12 protein-coding genes are annotated in these 12,079 nt (G+C 66.6%); 4 read left to right on the plus strand and 8 right to left on the minus strand.

All coding sequences use genetic code 11. The annotated features are described in order from the left end of the window. Nucleotides 1-42 precede the first annotated feature (42 nt). Nucleotides 43-1,488 carry a recombinase family protein gene (locus STRVI_RS04910; protein WP_014054504.1) on the plus strand — a complete coding sequence of 482 codons (1,446 nt, stop codon included), beginning with the start codon at nucleotides 43-45 and terminating at the stop codon, nucleotides 1,486-1,488. Between the two features lie 134 nt (nucleotides 1,489-1,622). On the opposite strand, the gene STRVI_RS04915 is transcribed toward STRVI_RS04910, so the two are convergent. From STRVI_RS04915 to STRVI_RS04930, 4 genes are all read right to left on the minus strand, one after another. Then, complete coding sequence (locus STRVI_RS04915) at nucleotides 1,623-3,038, minus strand: replication initiator (RefSeq protein WP_014054505.1); 1,416 nt, start codon at nucleotides 3,036-3,038, stop codon at nucleotides 1,623-1,625. Between the two features lie 278 nt (nucleotides 3,039-3,316). After that, nucleotides 3,317-3,514, minus strand: a complete 198-nt coding sequence (locus STRVI_RS04920) for a hypothetical protein (protein ID WP_014054507.1) — start codon at nucleotides 3,512-3,514, stop codon at nucleotides 3,317-3,319. Then, the gene (locus STRVI_RS04925; RefSeq protein ID WP_014054508.1) at nucleotides 3,511-4,821 is read right to left on the minus strand and encodes an FtsK/SpoIIIE domain-containing protein; all 1,311 of its coding nucleotides are present in this window, start codon (nucleotides 4,819-4,821) and stop codon (nucleotides 3,511-3,513) included. Before STRVI_RS04925 ends, STRVI_RS04920 begins: the two co-directional genes overlap by 4 nt. Next, nucleotides 4,821-5,183 (minus strand): SCO3933 family regulatory protein, encoded by a 363-nt coding sequence (locus STRVI_RS04930; protein ID WP_014054509.1) that lies wholly within the window; start codon nucleotides 5,181-5,183, stop codon nucleotides 4,821-4,823. The genes STRVI_RS04925 and STRVI_RS04930 overlap by 1 nt, the downstream gene beginning before the upstream one ends. A 169-nt stretch (nucleotides 5,184-5,352) precedes the next feature. On the opposite strand from STRVI_RS04930, the gene STRVI_RS04935 reads away from it, so the two are divergent. Further along, nucleotides 5,353-6,129 carry a GntR family transcriptional regulator gene (locus STRVI_RS04935; RefSeq protein ID WP_014054510.1) on the plus strand — a complete coding sequence of 259 codons (777 nt, stop codon included), beginning with the start codon at nucleotides 5,353-5,355 and terminating at the stop codon, nucleotides 6,127-6,129. A gap of 117 nt (nucleotides 6,130-6,246) precedes the next feature. Here the strand turns inward: STRVI_RS04935 and STRVI_RS51985 are convergent, their stop codons facing one another. The 4 genes from STRVI_RS51985 to STRVI_RS04950 form a co-directional block, all read right to left on the minus strand. After that, nucleotides 6,247-7,446, minus strand: coding sequence for a PIN domain-containing protein (locus tag STRVI_RS51985; RefSeq protein WP_251982856.1), 1,200 nt, complete (start codon nucleotides 7,444-7,446; stop codon nucleotides 6,247-6,249). Between the two features lie 595 nt (nucleotides 7,447-8,041). Beyond that, entirely contained in the window at nucleotides 8,042-8,332 is a 291-nt protein-coding gene (locus tag STRVI_RS04940; protein WP_014054512.1) for a hypothetical protein, read from the minus strand. Nucleotides 8,333-8,791: 459 nt separating this feature from the next. Beyond that, nucleotides 8,792-9,064, minus strand: a complete 273-nt coding sequence (locus STRVI_RS04945; protein WP_353477031.1) for a hypothetical protein — start codon at nucleotides 9,062-9,064, stop codon at nucleotides 8,792-8,794. Nucleotides 9,065-9,556: 492 nt separating this feature from the next. Beyond that, a complete protein-coding gene (locus STRVI_RS04950) occupies nucleotides 9,557-10,741 on the minus strand; it encodes a helix-turn-helix domain-containing protein (protein ID WP_014054515.1) in 1,185 nt (394 codons plus the stop codon). 134 nt (nucleotides 10,742-10,875) lie between these two features. On the opposite strand from STRVI_RS04950, the gene STRVI_RS04955 reads away from it, so the two are divergent. Together STRVI_RS04955 and STRVI_RS51990 are read left to right on the plus strand one after the other, a co-directional pair. Continuing rightward, on the plus strand, nucleotides 10,876-11,439 hold the full coding sequence (locus STRVI_RS04955; RefSeq protein ID WP_014054516.1) for a flavoprotein: 564 nt from the start codon (nucleotides 10,876-10,878) through the stop codon (nucleotides 11,437-11,439). Nucleotides 11,440-11,700: 261 nt separating this feature from the next. Further along, nucleotides 11,701-12,066: a Pepco domain-containing protein gene (locus tag STRVI_RS51990; RefSeq protein WP_014054517.1), complete on the plus strand. Its 366-nt coding sequence runs from the start codon at nucleotides 11,701-11,703 to the stop codon at nucleotides 12,064-12,066. Nucleotides 12,067-12,079: the final 13 nt, after the last annotated feature.

A 12,079-nucleotide genomic window follows, 5' to 3' on the forward strand; every position in this document is an offset into this window, starting at 1 on the left:
GCAGGAGACGCCCGTGCCTACGAGGGTATAGCTATGTGACCCATGGCCATACGAGCAGCGATCTACGTCAGGATCAGCCAGGACCGGGGCGGCGCGGGTCTGGGCATCGCGCGCCAGGAGGAAGACTGCCGCGCGCTGTGCTCTCGCAAGGGGTGGGATGTCGTAGACGTCTACCCCGACAACGACGTCAGCGCATACTCCGGAGCGCCCCGCCCGAAGTGGCAGGAGCTCTTGGAGGACATCAACGAAGGCGTGATCAACGCTGTCGTCTGCTGGCATGTGGACCGCCTTACCCGCTCCCCGCGAGAACTCGAAGACGTGATCGATCTTGCCGACCGGCATGGTCTGGAGCTGGCCACCGTCAGCGGCGAGATCGATCTTGCGACCCCCACCGGCCGCATGATCGCCCGGATGCTGGGAGCTGCCGCACGGCACGAGGCGGAGCACAAAGCCGAACGTCAGCAGCGGCAGCGGCGGCAGGCTGCCGAGGCGGGCAAGGTCGCCGGAGGCGGTAAGCGGCCCTTCGGGTACGAGGACGACCGGATCACTGTGCGTGAGAGCGAAGCGGAAATCATCCGAGAGGGCGCCCGCCGCGTCCTGGCGGGGGAGAGCCTGGCAAGCATCTGCCGGGACTGGAAAGGCCGGGAGATCGTCACGGCGGCAGGCATCCCGTGGAAGCCGAGCGGACTCCGTCGCATGCTCGCGTCGGCCAGGATCAGCGGACGCCGGGAGCACACCCCGCGCCGATCGTGGGAGAGCACTCGCCCGCTCCTGGGGGAGATCGTTGGCGATGCCGTATGGCCCGGGACCATCAGTCATGAGGACTCCGACCGACTACGCGCACTGCTGAGTGACCCCGACCGGCGCCGGACCAACGACGGCGGCAACCGCAGCTACCTTCTGTCCGGCATCCTTCGCTGCGGCAAGCCGACCGGGGAGCCCGGTAAGGCATGTGGGTGGGGCATGGTCGGCCGTCCTCGGTCTGGTGTACCGCGCTACGTCTGCCCCAACACACCGGGTACGAATGCCTGCGGTGGTACGGCGGCGAATGCCGAGCGCACCGATGATCAGATCCGAGACATGGTCTTGGCCGCGTTCGAGTCGCCCACCTTCATGAAGCGTCTGCGCGAGCCGGACGAGGACGGCAGCGGGCTGTACGAGAAGGTTCGGGCTGATGAGGAGGAACTGGAGGAGCTGGCCCAGGACTACGGCAACCAGGCGATCAGCCGCAAGGAGTGGATGGTGGCCCGTGCGCCGATTCAGGAACGGCTGGAGCGCAACCGGGCCAGGCTCGCGAAGGTGTCGCGGAAAGCCGTCTTGCTGGGGTTCGTCGGCAGCTATGAGGACATGTTGAGCCGCTGGAAGAAGATGAACGACTCCCAGCGGCGGGCGGTGATCACCGCCGCTGTCCGATCCATCGAGGTACTTCCCGCGAACCCTCGCAAGAGGTGGGACCCTGACCGGTTCGTCATCGATTGGATCGCCTGACGCGGGGACGTGCGGAGCGGGATTCGGACTCCACGAGAGCGAAGACCCGCACCGCACGTTCGATCACCGCCAGGTCTTCAATGACTGGAGGGAGCCCCTGCCGGGCGCGAGAAGCGGCTACGCGCCGACGAAGGTCATCCGGAGCCAACAGGCCCCCTGGAGTCAGCCGCAATTTCTTCGCGCGCGATCTCACGATTTCGGGCGTGGTCTTCGGCGATTCCGGCAGCCAGGAGCGCGGCGCCGGGGGTGTGCCCCGAGCCGACGTAGCGCCAGTGGGCGTCTGTGATCAGGTCGGGGTCGGCGGGTTGGGTTTCGCCGGATTGGTGGTTGGCGCGTTCGGCGCGTAGTGCTGTGTAGGTGGTGGAGTAGGCACGGGATTTGGTGAGGATGTGGCCCCGATAGCCGAGGGTGTGAGCCCAGGAGCGCAGACGTAGGGGTTCCAGTTCGAGGAGGCCGCCAAGGCGCCAGCAGGTGCGCATGAGGGCGCGTACGTGTGCCGACACGGGGGCAGCTGTGATCTCGTCGGGGCTGGTGATCTGGTGGTCGAGTCCGGCCCCGGTGTCGGTGGCCCCTTTGGTGACGTACTTGGCGACGTAGGCGGCTACTGCGTCGTCGGCCAGGCCCTCACCGTCGCCGAAGGCCCGGAGCGGCCGGGCGTCGAGTTCGGCGCCCCAGCGCAGTTCGTGTTCCCCCAGGACCGCGCTGAAGGGGGTACGGAGCCGTACGGCCGCAGCGGCGGTGCGGACCACGGCCGTGAGCACGTCGGCCGTTGCCCAGACCGGGGGCGAATCGTCTGGCCCGCGTGCGCCGTCCAGACGCACGACAGCGTGGACGTGGACGGCTGCGCGCTTTTGGTACTCGGCGACTTTGGCGTAGGAGATGCGCAGGCTGCGCCGCAGGCCGGTACGGGTGCGCCCGACACGGGCGGCGAGGTGGTTGTACAGGTTGTCGGTGAACGCCTTCCACAGCCGTCCCGCGTGCGCGTGCCACAGGACGTGTGCCGGGTAGTCGTAGCAGTCGGGGCACAGCGGCTGGCCGGTGAGCGGGTCGTCTGCGTCGTGGACGGCCGGGCAGCCGAGGGGACGGCCGTGTTCGCACTCTCCGCCGTCGCGGCGCGGTCGACAGCGCCGGCCGTCAGCGGTGACGTGGTGGACGGGGCCGAAGCTGGGGGCCGTGAGGGTGAGGAAGAGCCGGGGTCGCTCGCGGACGTCCGCCGGTACGGTCTTGCCGCCGACGAGTCCGGCACGAACGAGGTGGAAGGTGTCGCCGGCGTGGAGGCGGGAGCAGGGGGCGCAGACGGTTTGGCGGCGGTTGCGGCAGCGGATCAGGAGCCGTTCGCCAGGCTCATCGCGGGTGTCGTAGTGGTGCAGTACCTCACCCGTGAGCGTGTCGCGGGTGGTGGTGGAGCCGGTGAGGTGGATCGGGTGGGCGCTGCCTCCGGTAGCGGTGATCTGCTCTAACCAGCGGCCGAAGCGAGGGCCTTGGACGAGGCGGATCAAGTCTCGGTCTACTTCGAAGAGCTGACGCAGGCGCGCCGCACGGTCGAGCACGGCGCGCCTGTCAGCCGAGGCGTTCTCGGCGGTGATGGTGGGGACCTCCCAGGGTGGGCCGCCGCAGCGGCACGGATGGATGCGGTTGGGTGGGTGTCGTCCATGGCGATCACTCCCTGGTTCGCGGGCCGAATGGGTGGGTTAGCGGATGGTGCCGGTGCCCCGGCAGCAGCGGCAGCGCCGCCGGTGTCCGGTGCGGGTCCTGCGGTAGCGCTCTCCCTTGCAGACGGGGCAGCGGACACGACGCATGGTCATCTGGTGGGGCCTCCCGGGATGGTCTAGCTGTTGTGGGTGAAGCCGGACAGGAGCCAGTTCACGAGCCCGTTGGTGCTGTCGATGACTGGGGTCTGGCCCAGGTACATGCCGAACAGGCCGATCAACAGCGCTTCCCACCACCGCACCGCGCGGGACCGCAGGAGCAGGACCGTCGCGAGCCCGAAGAGCAGCGCCAGGGAGAGGACCAGGGATTCACTCATGCGCCCTCACCCGCGTCCAGGTCTTCCAACGCACGGGCAACCCCAGCCAGGCGGAACGCCAGCCCCGCGTACTCAGCCGCCGTGACTTGGGCCTCGGCGGGGGTGGTCAGGTGGGACCGCCCGCGCATCCAGCTGCCCGTATCACCCGCGGTCACGGCGACGCCCTGTTCGGCCTCCCCGATGGACTGCGCCACCGCCACGGCATCCTTGTTCAGATCACCCAGGGTCATCTCGGCGGTGCCCGGATCGTTGACCCGGTGGCAGACACGCCCGCTCAACTGGGCGCGCAGCGCCGTCACACCTGGCCCGAGATCGGAGCCGACCCGCTGTCCGGCCACCACCAGATGCATGCCGAGTGCCGCCCCGAGTTGGGCCAGGCGCAGGAGGTAGGTCGAGCACTGCTCAGCCTCCGCCCGCTGCTCCTTGCTCCCGTTGGTCAGGTAGAGCTCAGCTATCTCGTCCACGACCACCACCACGGGCACCGGGCGTTCCTTCTCCGGCAGCTCCCATATGGAGCGGGCCCCGGCTGCACGGCAGGTGCGCATGCGCTCTTGCATGTCGACCACCAGGGCGCCGAGCATGGCGACCGCTTGACTGCGGCAGGTGGCCAGGGCTGAGAGCCGCTGTTGGAACAGGCCCAGTTCCATGCCGCCCTTGCAGTCGATGCCGACCAGGGCGACGGGTTGCGAGGCAAGTTCGGTGATCAGCCGGGCGATCAGCGTGGACTTTCCCGATCGGGTGGCGCCGACGATCAGCCAGTGCGGCACGCGGCGGAAGTCCATCACCCACGCCCCACCGGTCTCCATTGCGCCGACCACCGCCGACAGCAGCGACGCCGACACCTCCCCCGTGGGCCGGTCGGGGTGTTCCAGCAGGTCATGGGCCGTCGCGGTGATCAGTACGATGCCGCGTTCGGGGGAGACGACCCGCACCGCGTGCACCCGCCAGGCATGCACTAACGCCTCAGCCGCCGCCAGGAACGGGGCCGGAGTCTGGCCCGCGTGCAGCCGCACCCGCACCGACAGCCCGTTCGGCGTGGGCCAGGGGAAGGAGCAGCGCGGGGCGTGGGTGCGCAAGGGGTCGCCCTTGACCGCCAGGTCACCCAGCAGGCGCCGGTTGGGCTGGTGGGAGACAGTGAGGTCATTGAGGTGAGCGACCTTGCGCCAGGTGACCATCACCCGCAGCGCGGTACGCGGGTACCCGAACAGGTACCAACGCCAGTGGGGCCACCGCTCCGGCCGACGGGTGGCGAGCGCAACCGTCCAGGCCAGCGCCACCAGCACGGCAGGGAGGAGAAGCTGACTCATCAGGCACCACCGCCCTTACCCGCCGGGGCCGTTACGGACGAGGCCAGGGCCGGTATAGGGGTGATGGCAGCGGCGCGGAAGCTGATGCCGTGACGGTCGCCCATTGCCCAGGCGAACGCCTCCAGTCCCGTCACCCGCACCTCCGAGCCCTCCACCACTCCCTTGGGTTCTCCGGGGACGGCGATTTCGATCACCGAGACGCGCCGCCCGTCCTGCCGCACTGTCACGGCGACGGTGTAGACCGTGTTGCCGTCCCGGTCCTTCTTGACCTCCTTGCTCTCAAAGTCCGCGATCTTCGGTTCGGGCCCGACAGCGCACCGCAGTACGCCGAGTCGGGTGGTGTCCACAGGTATGGACTGCATGGGGTGTGGGCCTCCTTGGCCAGCCAGGACGTCACACGTCATGTGACATCACTCGTACTTACGAGTTCCGACTATGCCTGCCTTGACGGCCGGAGGCAAGTACTTATGCTTACGAGTGACATCAGTTCACGTCAGGGCTGCTGACGACAGGTGATGAGGAGAGCCCGGCATGGGAGAGATCCAGCGCCCCGGAGCGCTGTACCAGCAGGTTGCAGCCGAGATCCGCAGCGGCATCGCCGCAGGCGAGTACAAGCCCGGGAGCCCGCTCCCCTCAGAGAGCCAGCTCATCGAGCGCTACAAGGTCAGCCGCCCCACCGTCCGCAAAGCCATCGCCGCACTCCGCGCCGAAGGACTCATCGAGGTCATTCACGGCAAGGGCAGCTACGTCCGCGCCCTGCCCGCCCCCGCCGTCACCATCGAGCGCACCATCACCCGCAGCGGCAAGACCTTCCGCACCGGACACCACGCGTGGGAGCAGACCGAGACCCCGGCCATCTACCGCACCGCGACCACCGCGACTACGGGCCCGCTGCTCGGACTCGCCGAGGGGGAAGCACTGTTCGGCGTTGACCGGCTGCTGGCCGACCCCGACACCGGAACCCGTGCCCTGCACACCGTGCTGATCCCGTTCGCCACCGCCGACCAGGCCGAACAGCTAGCCGAAGCGCCGGACACCGACCCGGAACAGATCTACGCCATCCTCACCGCCGCCGGACACAAACTCACCTGGCACGAGACCGTGAGCGCCCGCATGCCACTGCCCGACGAACGCAGCACGCTGAACACCCCCGACGCGACCCCGATCCTCCACACCGCCTGCGTCACCCACGGCACCGACGACCGCCCGCTGATCCTCGAAGAACTCCGCGCAAGCGCCGACCGCGCCCAAGTCGCCTACCGCATCACGGCCGATACCTCTCGCCGAATCAACGCAGTTAGGGATTAATGAGGCTGTTCGCTCTAGGAATCCTGAAGGTTGGAGGCGCACTCCCCGAGACGGGCGGATAGCAGAATCGACCAGTGAACAAGCGACACCGGTTCGCTTCAGCGAGTGGCCGTTTCCTTAGTTCTCGTCTAGCTCGTGCCGCACGGCGTTCCTTAGCCATGACAGACTCTTGCGCACTTGTCGGTTCTCAAAGCTGTTGCTGAAGACCAACATATTCCTTAGCTGGCGTTCCAGGGCTATACGGGAGCCGCCGTCCAAGTCCTCGGTTTCATCAAGCCAATGCTCTGCTGGAACAACATTGAAGTCGCCATTCTCAAGAGCCGTGCTATTGGAACTGCGGAGTACTGTGAGGCGAGGGTCGTCGCTGCTCGGGTTAAAGAGGACCCGCGTCTCCCAAGCGCAGCCCGCAGGAGCAAGGCCAATAGGGGCAATGATGGTCGCCGTTCCGTAAATGACCCATCGGACAGTTGCTGTGCACCACTCATGCTCTCCCATGCGGTACGCGTCTACGTCGCGAAAAGATCCCAATACGCTCACGGGCGACGCAAAACCAAATACGCTCGCACGTTTCACGTCGTCCCCCAGGCGGCCCCAGGAGATGGTGCACTGGAAGGATGTGCGGCGAGCCTGTAGTTGACCCATTAGCTCTTCAGTGATGATTTGGAGGCTGTCTGAGGAAGTCAACGCCCTCCGAACCGCGTCCTCGTCTGTCTCCGCAGGCTGCGCAAAACGGGACACGACACCATCGAGCGTTGTCAGGTGTATGAACCTTTCAGCCAGTCCCCTGAGATCCTGGTTCATCGGGAATGGGTATGATGATCCGTCTCCGAAATCTCTCGTGTTCGAGCTGATGAAATAAGTGACCTCTTCTGGGTGCTCCTTAGCGTATTCGATGGCCGACAACCAGATTACTGCGTCGCGGAACCCAGTCTTTGCTGATTTTCCACCATCGGATGCCTTGCAGGGCGCCAACGCATTGGCCTCGCGGAACGCGGCCTCACGAAGGGCACTCTCGCTTGTTGGAATGACATCGACGATGGTGCCGTATGCATCACGCCAGTGCTGCCGCACCCGATCTGGGGCAGGGTTTCCAAGTAGCATTGTACGAATTGACCACGGGGTGGCCTGTTGTAGAGCTCGAACAGCGTCCTCCGCTGCCCTGAACTTCTGCTGGTACTTCACCGCCTGCTGAGCAGCCAGCTCCTCCATCACCATCCACGGGACCGCGACGCGTTCGATGCCTACCTGGCGAATCGTGCGAAGCAGATCCGCGCTACTGCTCCCCAGTCCACACTCCCGCAGAATGCACGTATCCATAATGATCAAGGTGGCGTTCCTCCCCCTCACGCTTCTGGTCAAGCGTGCCAGGAAGGCATGGGTGCTTGCACCGGATACGGCTTACCTCCCCGGCTAGCAAGGGTGGTGTGCACGCAGGGGCGACGCCGCTCAGCTTGTTGCCCGCCCTCAGTCGGTCAGCTCCGCGATGCTGACATTGACTGTCGAAACCTGTCTTCACTTACTCAAGGGCGCGCCTTGCGGCGCGCCGGGCGGTCTGGCCGCCCCGCCGGGCTGCGGCGTGGCCGCCGGTCCCGTCGGGCGCCCACCGCCCGCACTCCCAGCGCACCCGCGAGCGCTCGCCGAGGAGCCGACCGCCGTTCGGGGCGGAGGTGTTGTGGCTGGGGCCGACGGCCTACGCGGATTTTAGGCAGCCACCACGGGGCGAGCCTCTAAGAACAGGGGGCCGATCGGTCGCAAACGCGGGCAGGATCACAGACCCGCCCGATTCGCCGGGCCAGCGTAAGGCCCCCTGTTCTCTCGCCCCGTGGCAGCTCCCGCCCAAAATCCGCTACGGCCGGCGGCGTGCCCACAGCGCACCGATCCAGCACCGCACGCCCGCCACCGGCCACCCCGATCAGCTGGCCCTGCCCAGCCGGGCCGCCGTCACCCGCGCCAGCATCGCCACCTCACGCGCCGACGCCGCCGACAACTCCAACCGCACGACCCCGGAGCCGTCCGTGCCCGAAGCGGCACGCAGCCGCACTCCTGCCGTCTCCACGCCGACGAGCCTCAGCGCTTCGCCCAGCTCGGTCGCGGCCTCCCTCGCGTCCCGCCAGCCGCTCATGTAGTCCACTCCGCGTACCCATATCCCCGCCTCCAGGTCTGCCGCCTCTCCGTCGAACCTGTCGTCCTCAGGGCCGCCCATTTGGTCAAGTTCCCTTCTCTGCAAGCCGCCTGACAATCAATGACCGGGCCACGTCGAGCGGGAGCACGACGACGACCCCGGTACCATCGGCACCGGGGTTCGTGATCGATCCCCAGCCGGACCACCCCGGCAGCTGTCCAGGCGAAAAGGGGTGGTCCGGCATCGCTTCTTCGGTTGTTGCGCGTGATTCCGCCGAGGGACCTCAGTACCTCTGTCGGCCGCCCGGGTAACGGACTGGCTTTCGGCACTCCGGCGCGTCCTCAGGTGCGGCCTCGTCGCCGAGCGCGTAACACAAGGCGGCGTGCAACTGCTCCGCTTCCACCACCGTCAGCACCAGCGATGCCAGGGACGCGCGACCGGGGCGGCGCACGTGAAGCGGCAGTTCAAACAGACCGTCTGTCCTCGGACGCAGACCACGCCCCGGTGCGGGACCGACCTGCCAGCCGTCTGACGCCCGACTCATTCGGTTCCCTCGTTCGTTTGAGTTGGTTTATCGCTCTCGCACTCGTCGGACACCAGCAGACGCCCGCCACGACTCTCCGCGATCCGGAGCGCATCCTGTAGTGCCTCGATCAGACGGTCCGAGAGGTAGCGGAGCTCTCGCACGTCCGCCTTTCGGTCGCGGAGCAGCAGACGGGCGTGACCGATGAGTTCAGCCCCCATCTGAAGCTGAACGGCTTCCATCTCGTCGGCCAGCCGCGACAGGTAGCCCTCACCGTCCGCGTCCGACACCAGGTAGCACGGCTTCCCAGCAGGGCCGGGCCACGGAAGCAATCGCGGTTGTGCACTCACCTGACCACCACCATCCCGTGCGGCGCGCAGAGCAGTTCCACCCGAGGCACGTCCTTCCGACGCTCATGAGCCACCAGATACGGTCGGACAAGCTGCACGTCCTCGCCGCGCAGCACAGGCTTACGCGACATCTGGTGCACACGAGGCAGTTGCAACGTCGGGGCATCAGCACAGTCCACCGGCCGACGTGTCCCAACCGTGCGATGACGTCCCCGGCCGGGCCGCAGCACTCTCACCAACGGTTCGAAGACCCTGCCGATACAGTTCCGCATGTCGACCTGCTTCCTCAGGTTGGCCACGCCCCGGGACGCACGCCCGCGTCGCCGGGGTCCTGTGGCGGATGAAAAACCGGCTGAGTATTCATGCTGGTGACATGCGAAGCCCCCAACTTTCACAGTTGAGTGAAAGCCGGGGGCTACTGCGGTGAAAGTGTCAGAGGCCCACCCAAGCAGCCAGGTGATCCAGGCTGTCCGGGGTGCGACGGGACAAGTGGATCAGGCCCCGGATGGTCTCGCGAGCGCCCGCGTGGTACCTGGTCTGCTGCGGCGCCAGCTTCCGCGCGGTCACGATCGATTTCAAGGCCGCTTCAGAGCGCCCTGCTTCCATCTGGGCGCGTGCCTGGTCCACGTAGAAGTGAGCGGCGCGGGAGACAGCCCAGTCCTGCGGTATCCGCACCTTCGCGGCCTCTTGCAGAGCTTCGCCGTAGTGTCGCATCTCGACATGAGCCGACACCGCGTGCACGGTGACGTTCGTGGGGCCGAAGGACAGCCAGTGCACGTCCGTCGCTTCGCCTGTCCGGTCCGCGTAGGACCGGGCCTCGGTGAGGTGGTTCTTTACCGCGTCTTCGTCATGAGCGCGGGCAGCGATGATGCTTGCTCCGAGGTGAAGCTGCCCGGCAACAGCATGCCGCTCTCGCGACTGCGGAGACTGTTCCAACAGCCCCTGCCCGGACGCTACGAGCCGCTGACCGATGGTGTACTCGCCCTCTCGGAAGTAGACGAGGGCACGCATGTACTGGCGCACTGCGGAGAGCAACGGATCGGATGCCCGCGAGGCAGCCCAGTCCATACGGTCCAGAGCCACCGTGGACAAGTCGTAGTAGCCCAGCTTCACGGCCAGGTCATGCGCGGTGCGGTAGGTACTCGACAGGGCAGCCCACAACTCGGACGACGGCGTCCGATACGCGGCTGTAGTGATCTCCGCCATCGTTCCTGGGAGATCAAGGGCAGCATCATGGAGCTTCGTCGCCCGGACCTGCTGACACAGAGCTTGGGCAGCCGCGACGAGCTGAGGAGTGGGGCGCGGCGTGATCGCCGGATCGGCCCCCAGGTCGTAGAGGTCGAGAGCTTCACGGATCGGGCGGACCAACGCGGCCAACCGGTCCTTCTGTAGCTCGGTCACGTAGGGCTGTCCGGTCAGTGCCGTGACGTCGATGCACAGCGCTTTCGCGACAGCGGCCACCAGGTCAGGGCTGGCTGGCTTGTGCCCGGACTCAACTTGGGTGAGCAGGCTGTAGGAGTAGGGGACTTTCTGAGTCAGCCCCCGCTGAGTCAGCCCAGCCCGTTTCCGGTGATGTGCGATCCGAGCGCCCGTGTGCTCGTCGTCGGGGAGCGGCATGCATGCCTCCCTTTCATGACTCACTCAACGGAAACGCTACCCGCCAGGCCACGGCAGAAGACGTTGAACGGCGATCTCAACCCTGAGCGGGGCGGGGTTTGCGGAGGGAGGGCGCCGCACGGTGGACTGCCCACATGACCGCGAACCGTGTGCTCTACCTGTTCGGAAGTGCCGCCCCGCCGGTGCTGAACATCGCTGGTGTGATCGAACGTGCGCAGGCGGCCGACTGGGATGTCTGCCTCGGATTGACCCCTACGGCCGCACGCTGGCTTGACGACGAGCTGCCAGCGTTGGAGGAGCTGACCGGGCACCCGGTGCGCAGTCAGTACAAGCTGCCCCGGGAGCCGGACGCCTGGCCCCCTGCGGATGTCGCGGTCCTGGCGCCCGCCACCTTCAACACGATCAACCAGTGGGCACTGGGGATCACCGAGAAGTTCATCGTGGGATTCGTGGCCGAGGCCATCGGCAAGCGCATCCCCACCGTGGCCATGCCGTGCGTCAACGCCGCCTACGTCCAGCACACCCAGTTCGACACCAGCGTTGCCACGCTGCGCGCGATGGGGGTGCGCGTGCTGTACGGGGAAGGCGGATTCGTACCCAACAAGCCGGGCCAGGGCCGACCGGAGAACTATCCGTGGCACCTGGCCCTGGAAGCGGCTGCCTCAGCCGTCAGCGGGCGCGATCCCGGTGGGGCATGAGCCGCCCTCGGACGGGTCACTTAGTTTGACGCCCGTGCACCGGACACAACCATGACCGTACCGAGGACTTGACGTGCCTACGGTCCGTAGATCGCACCTCGCCCGTGTTGGCGCGCCGAAGTGCCGCCATCTATCCCCTCCGGTGTTACCAGAGCCACACCGAGGCAGGCCAACATGTCGCAAGTTCTTGCGTAAGCCCTGTGAGCGGCCTAGCTCGTGGCTACGCTCTACAGGAGGAACCGTCAAGGTGGGGGGACGTAGGTGTCATTGGGCAACCAGGCACAGATCAATGGCCTTGAAGTCGTGGTGAGGCTAGATCCCGAGGAAGCGGACGCGGAAGCGAACCGCTCCGCGGGCACAAAAGGGCTCCGCCGACCAGGCAGCACTTCTGAGTTCACAGCGGTGACTCTCACGTCAGAACGTCTACGGGAAAGCATCGAGAGCGCGGTCGGCACCCTACGCGATGTATTCGAGCGTGTAGCAGACACCACAGGGCGTTTTCCCCTCAAGGAGGTGCAACTGTCATTTGAGATCTCCGCCAAGGGAGGGATTCGCCTAATCGGCACTAGTGAGGTGGAGGGAAAGGGAGGAATGACCCTGATCTTCGGCACGCGCAGCTCGGAATAATAAGGGTGCCATA

The sequence above is a fragment of the Streptomyces violaceusniger Tu 4113 genome (genome assembly GCF_000147815.2).
Classification (GTDB): Bacteria; Actinomycetota; Actinomycetes; order Streptomycetales; family Streptomycetaceae; genus Streptomyces; species Streptomyces violaceusniger_A.